This window comes from Microcoleus sp. Pol7_A1 (assembly GCF_036701085.1).
Lineage (GTDB): Bacteria > Cyanobacteriota > Cyanobacteriia > Cyanobacteriales > Microcoleaceae > Microcoleus > Microcoleus asticus.
The window spans coordinates 1-16,820 of record NZ_JAUBQD010000095.1 but is presented as its reverse complement, the minus strand read 5'-3'; the positions used below and the strand labels follow the sequence as shown (position 1 = coordinate 16,820).

The 16,820-nt window shown below is 43.6% G+C and carries 12 protein-coding genes and 1 pseudogene; 10 read left to right on the top strand and 3 right to left on the bottom strand.

Translation table 11 applies throughout. The features are described from left to right. Window positions 1–274 precede the first annotated feature (274 nt). Window positions 275–1,714 carry an ATP-binding protein gene (locus tag QUA20_RS29675; protein WP_333193832.1) on the bottom strand — a complete coding sequence of 480 codons (1,440 nt, stop codon included), beginning with the start codon at window positions 1,712–1,714 and terminating at the stop codon, window positions 275–277. Window positions 1,715–2,725: 1,011 nt separating this feature from the next. On the opposite strand from QUA20_RS29675, the gene QUA20_RS29670 reads away from it, so the two are divergent. From QUA20_RS29670 to QUA20_RS29630, 9 genes are all read left to right on the top strand, one after another. Then, the gene (locus QUA20_RS29670) at window positions 2,726–3,805 is read left to right on the top strand and encodes a permease (protein ID WP_172186365.1); all 1,080 of its coding nucleotides are present in this window, start codon (window positions 2,726–2,728) and stop codon (window positions 3,803–3,805) included. Between the two features lie 164 nt (window positions 3,806–3,969). Then, complete coding sequence (locus QUA20_RS29665; protein ID WP_333193830.1) at window positions 3,970–4,758, top strand: TIGR03943 family putative permease subunit; 789 nt, start codon at window positions 3,970–3,972, stop codon at window positions 4,756–4,758. A 183-nt stretch (window positions 4,759–4,941) separates the two neighbouring features. After that, window positions 4,942–6,318, top strand: a complete 1,377-nt coding sequence (locus tag QUA20_RS29660; RefSeq protein WP_333193829.1) for an oligosaccharide flippase family protein — start codon at window positions 4,942–4,944, stop codon at window positions 6,316–6,318. Between the two features lie 20 nt (window positions 6,319–6,338). Next, a complete protein-coding gene (locus QUA20_RS29655) occupies window positions 6,339–7,325 on the top strand; it encodes a hypothetical protein (RefSeq protein WP_333193827.1) in 987 nt (328 codons plus the stop codon). 123 nt (window positions 7,326–7,448) lie between these two features. Beyond that, on the top strand, window positions 7,449–7,619 hold the full coding sequence (locus QUA20_RS29650; RefSeq protein ID WP_333193826.1) for a hypothetical protein: 171 nt from the start codon (window positions 7,449–7,451) through the stop codon (window positions 7,617–7,619). Window positions 7,620–7,805: 186 nt separating this feature from the next. Continuing rightward, window positions 7,806–9,371 carry a hypothetical protein gene (locus QUA20_RS29645; protein ID WP_333193824.1) on the top strand — a complete coding sequence of 522 codons (1,566 nt, stop codon included), beginning with the start codon at window positions 7,806–7,808 and terminating at the stop codon, window positions 9,369–9,371. Window positions 9,372–9,626: 255 nt separating this feature from the next. Further along, window positions 9,627–10,193 carry a hypothetical protein gene (locus tag QUA20_RS29640; RefSeq protein WP_333193822.1) on the top strand — a complete coding sequence of 189 codons (567 nt, stop codon included), beginning with the start codon at window positions 9,627–9,629 and terminating at the stop codon, window positions 10,191–10,193. A 719-nt stretch (window positions 10,194–10,912) separates the two neighbouring features. Further along, window positions 10,913–12,268, top strand: coding sequence for a sensor histidine kinase (locus QUA20_RS29635; protein WP_445304731.1), 1,356 nt, complete (start codon window positions 10,913–10,915; stop codon window positions 12,266–12,268). Between the two features lie 109 nt (window positions 12,269–12,377). Beyond that, on the top strand, window positions 12,378–13,754 hold the full coding sequence (locus tag QUA20_RS29630) for a HAMP domain-containing sensor histidine kinase (protein ID WP_333193818.1): 1,377 nt from the start codon (window positions 12,378–12,380) through the stop codon (window positions 13,752–13,754). Window positions 13,755–13,974: 220 nt separating this feature from the next. Here QUA20_RS29630 and QUA20_RS29625 read toward each other — a convergent pair whose 3' ends face one another. Next, window positions 13,975–14,775 carry an ion transporter gene (locus tag QUA20_RS29625; protein WP_333193817.1) on the bottom strand — a complete coding sequence of 267 codons (801 nt, stop codon included), beginning with the start codon at window positions 14,773–14,775 and terminating at the stop codon, window positions 13,975–13,977. A gap of 25 nt (window positions 14,776–14,800) precedes the next feature. Between QUA20_RS29625 and QUA20_RS29620 the strand changes: the two genes are divergently transcribed. Next, a complete protein-coding gene (locus QUA20_RS29620; protein WP_333193816.1) occupies window positions 14,801–16,453 on the top strand; it encodes a pentapeptide repeat-containing protein in 1,653 nt (550 codons plus the stop codon). A 15-nt stretch (window positions 16,454–16,468) separates the two neighbouring features. Here the strand turns inward: QUA20_RS29620 and QUA20_RS29615 are convergent. Then, window positions 16,469–16,732 (bottom strand): annotated as a pseudogene (locus QUA20_RS29615) (ISAzo13-like element transposase-related protein); the annotation flags it as partial. Window positions 16,733–16,820 lie beyond the last annotated feature (88 nt).

The following is a 16,820-nucleotide window of genomic DNA, read 5'->3' as shown; positions in this document are numbered from 1 at the left end:
TAGCTAATTTAGGATAATTACATTTACGTCAAGGAGCTTAACTACACAGAGGCTTTGACTGTTTTCGGAGATGTCTAGTCAACAATCACGGATGGTGCAACCGGAATCGATCTAATTCATCTGCGTTAATCAGTGTTAATCTGCCTGTATCTGCGGTGAAAACAAGAAAATTTATTAACCGCAGATGACAAGAGATTGACGCTGATTCATGCAGAGGTCGAGAACAGAGATAGGAATAATTGCGATGCTAATAGATTTGATATGACTTATTGCTTCAAATCAATGGCAACAAAATTTCAAATTCAGTACCTGTACCGGGCGTAGAATGCAAATTTAACTTGCCTTTATGCTTTTCCGTAACAATTTGATGGGTAATTGCCAACCCCAAACCGGTACCTTTCCCGGCGGGTTTAGTGGTGAAAAATGTCTCAAAAATCCGCCGCTGAATTTCTGGCGGAATTCCCGGCCCGTTATCGGCAATTCGGATGGCTATCCAAGCGTTATTTTGATTTGTTTCGCTTGCTTCTGGGCTGAAATCGCAGTTTTGGCTGGCGGAGGATAGCTGTTTTGAATTTTGTCGATCGCCCATAACATAGTTTTGAATTAATTCCGAATTCACGCAGTCTCCGTCAGAACTGTCTATTACCTCGGTTTCAATAGTAATCGCAGGCACAAAACCTTTTTCTCCTTTTACCTCTTCCAAAGCGTCGATCGCATTGCTGATAATATTCATAAATACCTGGCTCAACTGACCAGAGTAACACTTGAATAAAGGCAAATCACCATAACTTTTAACTACTTCAATCTCGTACTTAAGACGGTTTTTCATAATTAGCAGCGTACTGTCAATACATTCGTGGATGTTAGCTTGTTTCAAGCGGGCTTCGTCCATGTGAGAAAAAGTGTGCAAGCTGGTGACGAGTTCGGTCAGCCTCTCGGATGAAACTTTCATACTTTTGAGAATTTCCACCCAATCTTTTTGCAAAAAATCGAAGTCTATGTTTTTTTTGAATCCGTCAATTTTTTCGCTGTCACCGACAATGTGTTCGTAAGCAGACAGCAAATCCATGATGTCTTTCGAGTAGTTGGACAAAAAGCCAATATTTCCCCTGATGCAGGTGACGGGATTTCTAATTTCGTGGGCGACTCCAGCTACCATCTGCCCCAAACTGGCTAGTTTTTCGGTTTGAATTAGTTGAGATTGAGTTTGCTGCCTCAGCAATTTTGTCGCTAGTTCGTGAATGTTGGATTGGGCTACTAACAGTTCGTGTACGTCTAGCAAAGTATAAGTTTGAGGCGACACTTGAACTACAATCGGTTCGTAAAGCAGTTCTTTCGATCGCAACAGCGACTTCCTGGCTGCATCCACGATTAAAGTATTGCTGGGAAAAATTAAATTCTCAGTTTCGGCAAACCGATACAAAGCGCTAACAGGCCGCTTTAAAAATAATTCTCGCCCAAAAGGACGGCTGATAAATTCTAAAAATCTCCGCCGGGAAATCATACCGGCAAACTCACCTTGATGGGTCACAATGACTCCCGGTAACAGCGGATTAGATTCTAACATCTGGGAAATTTGCATTCCCCAATCCGTAGCTTCTACCTGAAAATCGTAAAGCGACAATTCTTGGAGAGTAGAGTCTAAACAAAGTTCTCTGATGGAAGCCTGGGACGTGGTTTGGACTGGTCTTTCTACGCAGGAGGTATTCAACATAAATTCATCAGCACGCTTTTTTAGGGTTCTATTTGCCAGCAGACCTTCAGCTACCAAAGGTCAGCAAGTGAGTTGCTGACTGCTTCGATCGGCATTCGCCTAGCAAACTGCATTTTAAATTACACAAAAAACTGACTGTAGTAAATGAAATTTTACCACTTAAAGTATTAGGCAAGATTGAGTATAACCGAGATAAATGCGCCCTGGTAATTATACCTGACTTTATTTTATACTGACTTGAGCGGTATTAACGCTTGGTTCGACTATTTAACTATTCATTAACCTTAAGTTATCGTCTTAACCTTTTGTTAATAAATTATTATACTGAGAAATATAATTGATTGACTAATTGATTGACAATAGAAGAAAATCGGAATTGCCCGATCGCCTCTGCGATACAGCGAAATTAAACAAGTTAAAAGCACAAAGCCAGGGCGATCGCGTCCCTGAGTTTTAGGTCGCTAAGCGCGATAGCTGGGCTCCCCGCAAGCTAAGGCATTTGAGGCGATTTCATCCTATCTCCCCGATCCGGTACTCGCAACCCCCCGTAACGGTAGGTATGCCAGTCACACCCGCGTGTGAGTCCTCTATCGGTTTGTAGTGAGGACTTTAGTCCTCACTACAAACCAATTTTATAGCAATTCTTCGATCGCACATAATATAAAACAGTCAACCTCGCCCGCAATCTCCAAAATCAGCCCAGGCAGTTGTTCTACAATCAACCATTGTTAACCGAAAGATCCATCAAATCGGCGACGGTTGGCAGAGTCAATTATTGATTGGCTGTACGAGGCGGATATGAAGAAAAATTCAGTCAAATTTAAACAAGTTTAACCAGTCAAAATCATTCAAGGCATCAGCCTTGATTAAATTAGAATGTCTACAAAATGCCGCAAAAAAAAGGCAAAAAAAAATTAACTGGATCTTAACTTAGTGCTATGCTTTGGTATGATCTACAAGGAGTTCTACCAAAGACGTATAACTAAATAGCAATCTACCAGTAGGTGATCGATGCAACCGGGCTTAACAAATCAGTTAAACAATGCTTTTACCCTTTTTCTCAGCTTGTTAGTAGAGGCAATACCTTTTCTGCTGCTCGGAGTTTTATTTTCAGGTTTGCTGCTGGGGTTTGTAGACGAACGCAAACTCGTATCGCGCATCCCGCGAAACCCGCTGCTGGGGGCTTTGATGGGCAGTTCGATCGGCTTTTTGTTTCCCGTGTGCGAGTGCGGTAACGTGCCCGTAGCCCGCAGGTTACTGATGCAGGGAGTGCCCGCACCAGCGGCGATCGGCTTTTTGCTCGCGGCCCCCACCATCAACCCCGTGGTAATTTGGGCTACTTGGACGGCATTTCGCGATCAGCCAGAAATTGTAGTTTTGCGGGTGGTATTTTCCCTAGTCACAGCCACAATTATCGGCTGGGTATTCAGCGCCCAAAAAGACTTGCGGCCTCTGCTGCAAGCTTCTGTAGCCCGCGCCATCCCCTTGCCAAAACCAGAGTTTTCCGAAAAAGAGCTCGTCCAAGCCAACACTCCGGTGCTGTTGCAGTCGGGAACATTTATGCTCGGTCAGCCGGGGGGGGCAGTGCCGATCGAATCTTTGCTACAAGACGACTGGAAGCCATTACCAACAGGCAAAACAGAAAAAACCTCGAAACGTTCGTCTATGTTCCACCGCGTTTCTAAAGAGCGTCTGCGCCTGCTTTTAAACACGATGGTACAGGAGTTGCGCGAATTGGGAGGAGTGTTGGTAATCGGAAGTGCGATCGCAGCCATCATTCAAGTTGGCGCACCCCGCGAACTAATTCTCAACCTCGGTCAAGGCCCCGTTTCCTCAATTCTCGCCATGCTGCTATTAGCGGCTGTCGTATCGATTTGTTCTACAGTAGATGCCTTTTTTGCCCTGTCTTTTGCTTCCACATTTACCAGCGGTTCGCTGTTAGCCTTTCTCGTTTTCGGCCCGATGATAGACCTCAAAGGCATCGGTTTAATGCTGTCAATTTTTAAAAGTCGAGCCGTAGTTTACATAATTGTCTTGGCAGCTCAGTTAACCTTTTTAATGACCCTCGCTGTCAACTTGCATTTAGGTTAATAAATTAGCTCAAACAAACAACTAATACCATTTTCGCTTTTCCCTTTTCAATTACCTTGATTCACGATACGGAAGTCACCGAGCTACGGATAGGTGTTTTTTCTCTTCCCTCTTCCCTCTTTTATCTTGCTTCTTGCCTCTTCCTTCCCCATGACTCTTACAAAATGAATCTTAAAAAAATTAGCCCCTGGCTGGACGCCCTAGCTATCTTAGCGTGGGGAATACTGCTCCTCAAATATTGGATCACCGGCAAATTAAGCATTCTCATTCACCCCAATTACTTTGGGTTGACTCTAGCGGGAGGAATCGGCTTAATGGTTATTGGCGGGTTAAAAACTTGGGAACTCGTAAAACTCGATCGCACCACAAAGCAATCGCGGACATCAGCAGCAAATAACTCTCTCAGAATCACAGAAGTTGAACACGTTACTTTGTTTCCCCCCAGTATCGGCAGCACCTTAATGTTGAGCGTCGCATTAATAGGTTTACTAACAACGCCACGCACTTTTACCAGCCAGACAGCATTAGAACGAGGCCTCACCGAATCTCTGCCAATCACCAGACTGCAACCCCAAGAATTTCGCAATAGTACCCAACCAGAAAAGCGATCGCTCGTCGAATGGGTGCGGCTGTTGAATTTCAATCCCGAGCCCGATACATACAGAGGTCAAAAAGTCAAAGTTCAAGGATTTGTAATTCACCCCCCCAACATAACAGAACAATATATGTGGATCGGGCGTTTTATCATTACCTGCTGCGCGGCAGACGCCTATCCGATCGGGTTGCCGGTAAAATTACTGATCGGTCAAAGCCGGGCCACATTTGCCCCAGACAGTTGGCTAGAAATAGAAGGAGAAACGATCGTAGAAGAACTGCAAGGCAAGCGCAAATTAATCATTCAAGCATCCTCCCTCAAACCAATTCCCGAACCAAAAAATCCTTATGATTATTAGGTATTGAGTAAGTATGAGATTAAATTTTTAGCTTTATTGCGACATGGACACTCAAGACCCGTCCTCCGTATACAAATAAAGATACTGTACAGTCAGCTATAAAAGTGGCAGCAGCATCCTGTAGGAGTTGCAAATAACAAATTCAGCAACTACACTCGTAATTAGGAAATAAATTCTGAGTATATGTCATCAGAAAAAAAATTAGCTATCAAAGGTGCTATCTGGACGATCGCCAGCTATGGAAGCAGTCAAATTATCCGATTTGCCAGCAACTTAATCCTGACGCGTCTGCTTTTGCCCGAATTATTTGGTCTAGTAGGTCTAGCCTACGTTTTCATCACAGGGATTAACTTATTCTCAGACATCGGTCTAGGCCCAAGCATCATCCAGAACAAACGCGGCGAAGATCCTGAATTTCTCAATACCGCTTGGACGCTGCAAGTTATTCGCAGCTTTTTCATTTGGATTTGTTTGGTTATAATTACCCAGCCTGTTGCTAGTTTTTATGGAGATCCCCGTCTCCTGTGGTTGATTCCAATAATAGGTATAAATTCCGTAATAGGAGGGTTTAAATCCACAGCCACATCCAGCCTAGAACGCAAAATGGCAGTGAAGGAAGTAGTAATTTTTGAGTTGGGCATACAGATTGTTTCTACTATAGTAATGATTGTCTGGGCCTGGTTCGATCGCAGCATCTGGGCCATCATTGCCGGCGGCTTGACTGGAGCTGTAATGGAGTTAGTATGGAGCCATTTTTTGATTCCCGGCAAGTCAAACCGCTTTGCTTGGGATAAAGAAGCAGCTAAAGAAATATTTTCTTATGGCAAATGGATATTTGTGTCTACGGCTTTGTTTTTCTTGTGTTCTCAAGCCGATAGACTCATCCTCGGGAAAATATTTACTTTAACAATGTTGGGCATTTACGGCATCGCTTTTACTCTCGGCGATATGCCGCGCCAAGTCATCATCGCCATTAGCGGCAGGGTGATTTTTCCCTCGATTTCTATGCTGGCAGAGTTGCCCCGACAGGAGTTGCGCGCGAAGATACTCAAGAACCGCAAGCTAATTCTAATACCGTTAGCCGTAGGTTTAGCAATTTTTGTGACCTTTGGAGACCAGTTAATTTTAATACTGTACAGGAAAGAGTATTGGGCTGCATCTTGGATGATGCCAATTTTGGCTTTAGGTATCTGGCACACTACCCTCCACAATATGATGGGTTCTTGTCTGTTAGCCGTAGGAAAGTCTCAGTACCCAGCTATGGGCAATCTGCTGACTTTTGTGAATCTATGTATAAGTATACCGCTGGGATACCACTTAAAAGGTAATTTAGGTGCCGTGATTGCTGTAGCTCTCGGCGACCTTCCTACCTATATAGTAACTAACTACGGTTTGTGGCGGGAAGGACTAACTTGTTTTTGGCAGGATCTTCAATTAACAGGGCTGTTTGTAGGGGTGCTGGCAACTCTACTTTGGTGTAGAGTCACTTTTGGTTTGGGTCTGCCAATCGATAAAATATCACCGATGGATTTAATTCCAATCAATACCCTATTTCAGTAAACAAAAAGGAGATTGTCTATATGTCAAGCGAAAAAAATACCAGAAGAAAAGTAATGCACTTTATCTTTTTACAACTGGCTTTGTTACAAGAAATATCGCGAGTTGCCACGAGGTATACTAAACTGATGTTTTTTTATCAAAGAGATCGCATTATAGATTTATTCAAAGAAAACGAACAGCCCGAAAAACCACGGCCCAAAGTCTTTGCGGCTGTCGCACACATTACATCCGTTGAAGAATCTAACAATCCAGAAAAAGCCACAGAAAAAATTGAGAGACTCAGGCACACAATAGATGGACTGTTGACGAGTTTTGCTCATTGCGACCTGACTATTGCGATCCAAACTCTACCAAACAGGCACGTTACAGCGTACTTACCTGAATATCAAATTAAGTGCATTCAGATACAAGAAGGCCCTGAATGCGACCCCATGTTGGTAGAGTTTAGACTTCAGGAAGAATTTGTCGAAAGAGTAGAAAAATTTGACTGGTTTTTATTCATAGAAGATGACATTGTTTTGTACGATGCTTTCATTCTAGAAAAATTAGAAAATTTTAACCGACAAAGCGGGTATGAGAATGCTATTCTTTACCCAAACCGTTATGAAATGGATCAAGGAACTAAGAGATATATTGATTTGACAATACAGCAGCCGCTATTGTGGAATCAGCTATCTAGTGTAGAGATAGAAGGTGTAAAATTTGCGGAGTTTAACAATCCTCATTCAGCATTTTACTGTTTGTCAAGAAACCAGATGAAACAGTGGATAAAATCAGGTCGCATCTTCAAAAATCAAGTAGTGAATGTCGGGCTTTTAGAGAGTGCCGCAACTTTTTGTCTGTTGGAATGTTTCACCATATATAAGCCTCACCCGTCAAACTTAAACTATTTTGAGGTCAGGCATTACGATAGCAAATATTCTAAGCTATATCCCGAACCTGAATCGCCGTATACACTGTCAGCCGTTAATAATAGTTCCAAGATACCCATTGTCAAGGATTCGTGAAAGGGATCTCAGCTAAGTAGTCGTCATGATTATTAGTAGGAGGGGTAGAGCGCCAGTGTTAACCCTCAACCTGTTAAAGAATTGGCGATTTGAGATGGAATTAAAAATCTCAAAGCTCAAACAGTGCTTGACGCAACTGGAACAATGGTAGGGTGCGATACGATCGCCAAAACCTCTCTGGATCGAGCAATTTTTAGCTCTGAGGCACCATACAAGCTAAAATCTCAAATTTCACATCTAAAATCGGTGGAGGCTGTTGGACGTGCAGCAGACTCCACCGATTTTAGATCGTGATTTTAATTCAGTCCTGGAGGCAGCAAAACTTTCAGAAACCGAGTTTTTTACCAACATACTTCGTTGCAGTCCTTTTCGCTGGTAGAAAAAATGGGTTTCTGAGGGTAGGGAGTGCATCTAGGACTGTAAAATTTAAGAGGGAAAATTTGGTAGTTAATTTTCAGCAGAAATAGGAGAGAAAGATTTGTGAGTATTTTTAACAAAAAAATTAATCCTTCACCCTTCGCTATTCTGCCATTCAAACAGCCGATCGACCGCACGGCGATCGCCCTCATGCTAGTGCTGAGCCTATTAATGGGACTGCTACTGCTGAGCGGCGATCGCACAGCACCCAGAGTGCGAGAATTTACCTGGGAAAACAAACAAATCGGCGCCGAAGATACCGGCTTTATCCTCACCTTCTTTCGACCGATGAACCACTCCAGCGTCGAGGAAAACTTAAAGCTAGAACCCCCCCTCCCCGGTAAATTTAGTTGGGCTGGAAGGCGCATGGCTTACACCCTCAAAGATCCAGCACCCTACGGCGTTACCTACACAGTAAAACTCGCCGGAGCAACCGATAAGTATTTCGGAGAAAACAACCAAAATAAAGGAACGCCAATTCAACCGTTTAGCAGTTCCTTTCGCAGCCGCGATCGAGCTTTTGCTTACATCGGCGTCCAAGGCGAAACAGAAAGCAGATTAATGCTAGTCAATCTCACCAGCAGCGACTCAAAACCGATACCGCTGACTCCCAAAGATTTAGTAGTAACTGATTTTAAACCGTATCCTGACAGCGATCGCATTTTATTCTCAGCTACAGATCGATCGATCGCCCGTAGTGGCGGCACCCTAAATCAAGAACTATTCACAGTCACAACCGGTCTCAACCCTCAATCTCCAGGAGTAGAATCTCAGCCGCAGCCAGCAGGTAGACTTGACAAACTATTAGATGCCAAAGATTACCAAAACCTCAAATTCGACCTCTCAGCCGACGGAAAAATCATAGTTATCCAGCGCGTCAACCGCCGCAATCCCGGCGATTTCAGTCCTTGGATTTTGGAAGAAAAAGTGCCTCCCCGACCCTTGGAAAATCAACAAGGCGGAGATTTTCTGATTCGCCCCGACAGCAAATCGATGGTAATATCTCAAAAACAAGGATTAGCGATCGTCCCCCTCAAACCGGAAGCAGACCCAGTAGAATTTTTGCCAAAATACGAACAAGTATTGGGCATGGCCCGCGACAACTCCGCCGCCGCATATGTTAAATACAACAGCGACTTTACTCGATCGCTTTTCATCTTAGACAACCAAGGTGCAGAACAAGAAATATTGCGAATTCCCGGCAGCATTATCGGCGTTTATTTCGACCCCCGCAAAGACAAAGACAACCAATTTCAGCGTCTCTACTGTTTTTTAACCCAACGCCTCACAACAGAAAGCTACAAAGAACAGCCTTTCATCGCCGCCATCGACCTTAAAAAAGAGGGCACTCGTTTGGTAGGCACCATCAAACCGCTGCTGGTTTTGCCCAACCAATTAGATACCCAAATCAGTTTATCTCCCGACGGGCTGGCATTAATTTTCGACCAATCAGTCGCATCAGCAAAGCCCTCAGCAGCAGATAGTCCCCGCAACGATAGCGGACAGTCGATCGCCACCAGCCGCCTCTGGCTGCTACCCTTACTAGAAACACCCGCAGACGGTTCTCCCGCAAAACTACAGCCAGAAGAACTGCCCTTTGCCGGCTATCACCCCCGCTGGCTCCCCTAAATCGATTTGAGATTTGAAATTTTAGATTGACCGATATTGGTAAATATCAAGAGGGTAAGGCGATCCGTGCGCACCGGGCGTTGAAATGTGCGCCGAGGCGCACTCTACTTTTACTAAATTGATTTGAGATTTGAGATTTGAGATTTGAAATTGAGTTGATACTAGGCGATACTGGTAAATATTACAAACTTTGAAACCAACTCACCAGCCTGCAATTTCACATCTAAAACCTCAAACCAAAAATCTAAAATTCGCATGACTCCCGAAGAAATTAGCAATACCCTTAAAGACTTATTTGGTGACAGTGTTCAGACGCCTGCTGCTACTTCTTGGCAAGTAGAAACTCCCAAATTTCGCCTGTTAGTCCTCCTTTCAGAAGAGGAGAGTTGGCTGCGGATTTTGCTGCCGATCGCCGACGCCCAGGAAGCTCAACCATTTTTTGATAAACTGCTAGAAGCTAACTTTGACACCACCCTGGAAACTCGCTACGCCATACATCAAAACGTTGTGTGGGGAGTATTTCAGCACAGTTGTGCCACACTCGCCGCCGCAGATTTCTCGGCCGCCGTCGCCAGACTGCTGGCTTTGCAAGAGCGAGGTTTGTCCGACTTTTTCGGCGGTTTGATAGAAAGCCGCATCCGTCAAATCATCAAAGCTGCGAAGATGCAGGGACAGTCTGTCGAAACTACCCTTCAGACTTTAGACCGTTTCTACGCAGAGGGATTGATGGGTGAAATGGAATTAGGGCGAGAGTCTCGCGAAAATACTCTCGCGGCTTGGCGGTATCAGCTAGAACGCCTTTGGCCGGATGTGGAACCCTAAGACGATTTGAGATTTGAGATTGCAGATTCCAGATTGCAGATTCCAGATTGCAGATTGCAAAAAACTGACTGCCATCAAGGTTGGAAGTTGCCTAAAGTTGCATTTCTTTTGAGTGGTATAGCAACCGCCAAGACGGTTAGAACGTTCTCAATTGCACAAACCCTTGCCGAAGATTGCTTCTTCCTTCTCTGCTAGATAACTAAAGCCTTCCATCCGTTACATCCGAAGAAAGCGAATCCGTTGCCGAACTTCCTTCTGCTGTACAATATGCGGATTTTGGCCTGGGCCCCAGTCTTGACCGTTGGGGCCTCAAGTCACTTCCACGATCGCCAATCCGGGCCATCGAACCCTCGAACCAGGCCCGTATATTCACTGATAACCCGCAAGCTGTTCTCCAATTCCCTACTAGCACCGGAAAAATGGTATAATAGATAACAAAAATCCCTGATAAACATTAAAAATTTTCTGAAAACAGGCGATCGCAGGTATATGATGGTAAAAAGTTTACAGCAGAACTCCGTAAGTTCCACAAAAGCTTCGATCGTTTAACATTGATTTAGAAACAAAATCTTTAGCACACAATGCTAGTGCGATCGGGTTTTCCCATCGGATGCTGTTCTAATTTAACAAATTAGCAACTACCCCCTCCCAATTACCCGTTACCAATTAATAGCAACTTAAGTTATCCATCAATACAACATTTAACAGGGGTTTCATCTATGTTTGCTGTGCGTGAGACTAGCTCGGAGTTATCAGTGTTGCATATACCTGAAATTTGTACTTGGAACATATCCTCAGAATCAACTCTCCTAGACCTGCCACTCTACAACTGCCAAATTGAATTAACTCAACAGGCAAAAGAAGTAGCCCAGGCTTTTGAAAAAAATTCCATGCTTCCCGGCGTCATTTTGACAGAGGGGGGTAATTTTGTAGGCATAATATCCAGGCGTCTATTTTATGAAAAAATTAACCGCCGCTACGGATTAGAAATGTTTTTTAAGCGACCGATAGAAGTATTATACAAGTTTTCCAAGCCAGCTCCGCTGGTACTTCCCGGCAGTAAATTAATAGTAGAAGCAGCCCAGGAATCGCTTTACAGATCGGGAGAATTAATTTACGAACCTGTAGTAGTGGAAATAGCACCTCAGATCTACAAACTGTTAGACGTACACCAATTAATAATCGCTCAATCAAGAATTCACGAATTAACAAATAAGTTGCTCCACAAACAAACCCAAGCCAAACTAATCCAAACAGAAAAAATGGCGAGTTTGGGGAGAATTGTAGCAGAAGTAGCTCACGAAATCAGAAATCCGCTAAACTGTATTTGGGGAAATTTGACTTTTCTGCTGTCCTATTTTGAACACTTGCTTCAGCTCATTTCGGTTTATGAAGAAGAATATTCGGAACCGTGTCCCCGAATTGATGCCCTCAAAGAAGAAATTGAATTTGATTTTTTACAAGAAGATTTGCCAGTCACCTTAGAAGGTATGGAACTGGGAGCCTCGCAATTGCTAAAAATAGTTAACGGGCTGCACCACTTCTCTCACATGGACGAGACAAAGCCAGTGGAGACAGACATTCACGAATGCGTGGAGATGACGCTGTTAATTCTGAAAAACCGCTTTAAAAACAGCATAGAAGTGGTAAAAAATTACGGTGAAGTGCCGCTAGTTACTGGCTACTCCGGTCAGTTGAGTCAGGTGTTTTTGAATTTGTTAGTTAATGCTCTAGACGCCCTGACAGAGTACGCAGCCGATCGAGAAATGCAGACCGAGTGCCTGGACAACTGGCAGCCCCAAATCGAAATTACCACTAAAGTCATAGAAACCGAACACGGCAAGCGGGTCGCAATTTGCATTGCCGATAACGGCCCCGGCATTCCCCCAGAAAATCACCAGCAGATATTTGAGACCTTTTTTACCACTAAACCAGCAGGCAAAGGCACCGGTATGGGGCTGGCTATCTCCCATCAAATCGTTACAGAAAAGCATGGGGGCCAACTGAAAATGCGATCGCAGCCGGGCCAGAGCACCGAATTTGAAATTCTCCTGCCCATAATTGGCAAAATATGATTAACTCAGGAACAGTCTCCAGGGTCGCTCCTGCGGTGAAATTATAGGCTAGCTTAGTAGTACGTTCTAATTTCACTTTCTCAGCGTGTTTCGGCAACTAAAAGTTCCAGTGGCAAATAAATTCAGTTCCAAACTCCTTAGCCCTTCCCTCTCCGAAGGCAGCCATCAAGACCTTTCCCTAGAGTCTACCCTCTGGGATTTGCCCCTGTATGATTTTCAGGTTAAATCGAGCTGCTTGGCCGTGGCAGTTGCCGAAATTTTTGAACAGCATCCCCTCGTGCCGGGAGTCGTATTAGTAGAAGCAGGAGAGTTTGCTGGCATGATATCCCGCAGGCAACTGCTGGAATATTTGCTCAAACCCCAAGGCCCCGAGCTATTTTTGCACCTGCCGCTGAAAGTTCTCTACAGTTACGCTCGCCTCGAAATATTATTGGTTGCAGAGAGTACAACCATTTTGGCAGCAGCCCCACAAGCTCTGCGCCGATCGCCCGAATTGCAGTCAGAACCAATCGTCGTCCAAATAGACTCCCAATCTTATCGCCTCTTAGACCCTCACGCGCTAAACATCGCCTACTGGCAAATTCGCGGCATAGAAACTCAAGTCCGCTACGAAAGAGCGCAAACTCAAATGATTCAAAGCGAAAAAATGGCGAGTTTAGGGCGTTTAGTCAACGGAGTAGCCCACGAAATTTTAGATCCGGTAGGCTTTATTTGGGGCAATTTAACCTACGTCAGCGACTACAGCAAAAACTTGATGGAGTTGCTCTCAGTTTACGACGCGCACTGTACCGAACCCTCCCCGGAAATAGCACGGCTCAAGGAAGAGATAGACTATGACTTTTTGCAAAACGATTTCCTCCGAACTGTTGCCAGCATCAAATCTGGAGCCGAACGTTTGAGCAAGCTGGCAAGCAGTTTGCAAAACTTCTGCCACATAGATGATGTTTATCCCAAACCGACCGACTTGCACGCCAACATAGACAGCATTCTTTTGCTGCTCAAAAGTCGTTTGACCAGGGAAATCAAAGTAGTAAAAAACTACGGCTACCTGCCGCCAGTGCCGTGCTATGCAGGTCAGCTAAACCAAGTATTTATGAATATCTTGACCAATGCTATTAATACATTAATTAACGAAGCAGTCGGTCAAGAATTGGCGAAAGAGTTTAAAGGTGGAGGACTCAGAGACTTCGATCGCCAGCCTCAAATTGAAATCACCACTCAAGTCTGCTGTCCCGAACCTGCCAGCGATTTAGACAAACTTCATGTTCGCTGGGTTTCGATTTGCATAGCAGATAACGGGCAAGGAATGTCACCTAGCAAGTACAAAAAAATAATAGAATCATTCTCTACCGAAAAACGCGCCCTTAAAGAAACCAGTTTAGCAATTAGCTATCAAATCGTGACGGGCAAACACGGCGGTGCATTCAGAATGCGATCGGAATTAGGTAGCGGCACCCAATTTGAAATTTTGTTACCCTTAGCTTAAAGAAGGAAGAGGGAAGAAGGAAGAGGGAAGAGGGAAGAGGGAAGAGGGAAGAAGGAAGAAGGAAGAGGGAAGAGGAAAGAAGGAAGAAGGAAGAGGGAAGAAGTTACAGCGTATTCCAGATTTATGAACTACAAGACACGGCAATGCCGTGTCCCTACCAGTTATCTGTACTGCACTCAACTGAAAACTGCTGTAACAGTCAACAGTCAACAGTCAGCAGTCAACCATTATCTAACTGAGTGCCGCACATTTTACAATATTTGGCATTAGCATCGTGTACAGACCAACCGCAACCTTTACAAACAGCTTCTACTTGATTAGCACTTTTAACTAATTGTTTAATCAAATCCCCCAATTGCCAAGGAATCAGAGCAATTCCGGTCAAAATCATCAAAATAGTCAGAAAACGACCGGATTCCGAAATCGGAGTAACATCGCCAAATCCCACCGTCGTCATGGTGACAACGGAGAAATAAACAGCATCCAAAAAAGTCCTAAAAACTTTGGGATTGGTCGGATGTTCGACTTGATAAATCAAACCCGAATAAACAAAAATTATTGCCAGCAAAGTAAACAAAATCCGAGCAAAAATAACCCCATCTTCGCTGCTGATGCGGAAAATAGAAATTTTTAATTCCAGAAAGCGGATGAGTCGGAGAATTCTAAACCAGCGAAAAATTCGGATAAAACTAACGTTGACAAATCCCAGCAAAAATGGTAATATTGCCAGCAAATCAATAATTGAAAAAAAACTAAAAATAAATTTAACTCGATTTTCGGCACACCACAGCCGCAATAAATACTCAACTGCAAAAACGATTAAAAGAACAGTATCGAGAGTTTGGAAATTAATTCTAACAGATTCCGAAATCGGGTAAGTTTCGGCGATGAAGCTGGCGGAAGATAAAAGAATGAGTCCGGTAAGAGTTAAATTGACGGTTCTGCCAATTGGGGTTTCGATGTCTTCGAGATAAAATCCAATTTGCGATCGGGTTAACATAGATGAGATAACTAATACCATTTATGAGGTAAGGGAATTATCGCATATGAGTATCGAATTAACTAAGGGTGAAAGGTTCAATCTTTCTAAAGAAACTCCTAATTTTAGTAAAATTGCGATCGCCCTGGGTTGGCAAGTCAGCCAGAAAGCACAAAACTGCGACATTGACGCATCTGTTTTTATGTTAGCGGCAGACGGTCGCATTCCCGATGAAAAGTATTTTGTATTTTACAACAATCTGACATCGCCGGACGGTTCGGTGCGGCATTCAGGACACAGCAGGAATGGACAAATTGATGGAGATGATGAGACGGTTTATGTGGATTTGAGTAAAATCAATTCGGCGATTCAGGAAATTGTGTTTGTTGTGACTATTCACGAGGGACAGGAAAAGAATCAAAGTTTTAGTCAAGTTACAAATGCTTTTATCAGGCTTTACAACCGAGAAACTCTTAGCGAATTGGTTCGGTACAATTTAAATCAGATATTTTCCCAAGAAACGGCTTTAGAGTTTGGACGCTTGTATAAGAAGAATGGCGAATGGAGGTTTCAGGCCGTAGGACAGGGATATAATGCTGGGTTGCAAAGTTTTGTAGATAAGTATTATGTTGAAAATGCGGTTGAGAAAAGCTCGAATGTTGGTGAGAAAGTTGATGATGCTGAGGTTGTGAGGCGGTTTAGCGATCGGGTCGATCGGTTATTGCGCGAAGAGGCGATCGAGGAGACACGGATTCCAGTATCTAGTGAAGCAGTAGAACAGCCGGCTGCTACTCCTGTAAATGCGGATACTGTGCAATCTCAGGAAGAGGAAAAAATAGATGATTCTGCACTAGAAAATCTGGAACCCGTTATCAGTGCTGAGGAATTTTGGAAACGGTATGAAGACGGAGAACGCGACTTTACAGGGATTAACCTAACGGGAGTGGATCTAAGTGGGAAAACTTTCGACTCTAATGTCAGTCTCAGTCAAGCAAACCTGAGCAGTGCCAATCTAGCAAATGCCAAATTGACTGGGGTAAATTTGATTGGAGCTAACTTGCAAGGCGCGAACTTGAACTCAACAAACTTGCAAAACGCTGATTTGATTGAAGTTAATTTAAGTGGAGCTAACTTAACCAAGGCAATCTTGTATTCTGCAAGGCTAATTCAGGCTAATTTTAGTCAAGCAAACTTAAGCGAAGCAAAGTTAGATATCGCAAACCTGACTACAGCAAACCTCAGTAGAGCTAACTTAACTCAAGCAAGTCTAGCTAGTTCTAACCTGACAGGAGCCGATTTAAGCCAATCGAAGGTAACTAAAGTCAACTTTAGTGGTGCAAATCTTAGTGGTGTTAACTTAACAGGGGTAAGTTTGACTGGGGTAAACCTTCAAGGAGTTAACCTTAGTGGCATGAATTTGAGTGGGGTAAATTTGACTGGCACAAACTTAAGTTATGCCAAGTTGATTGGGATTAACTTAAGTGGAGCAAGTTTGAGTGGGGCAAACTGTTTAGGCGCTAACTTGGATGGTGCTAACCTCACAGGGGTAAATTTGATTGGGGTAAACTTACAGAGCGTTAATCTGAGCGGGCAAAACTTGAGTGGCTTTAATCTGTCTGGGGCTAACCTATATGGAGCAAACTTGAGTAAAGCAGACTTAAGTGAAGCAAACTTGTGTGGGGCAAATTTGAGCTATGCAAACTTAGGAATGAAAATTTAATAACATTAGCGTCTGCTAAATAGTCGGAACTGCACGATAATTCCATTTTGGTAGATATTCATCAAAAATAATTTTCATTGTTTCTTTAAATCCCTTAGCTACTTTTCGACCAGTTTCATAAATTTTATCGCTTACATTTACTACCACAGAAAGCCCGGTTTTAGTATGAGTTTTTGCCATGAGTTTTTTCACCAACTCAAGACTCGTAAAAATTACTCCTTGACAGGCTCTGGTTACGTGAGGAAACAAACGATGTTCAATCGGATTATACTTCGATGTATAGGGAGGATAGTCAGGGTAAACGCATCTAAATTAAGTTGACAAAAAATCATATTTGTGCCTGAGCTAGTATCTGAGAAAACCATTC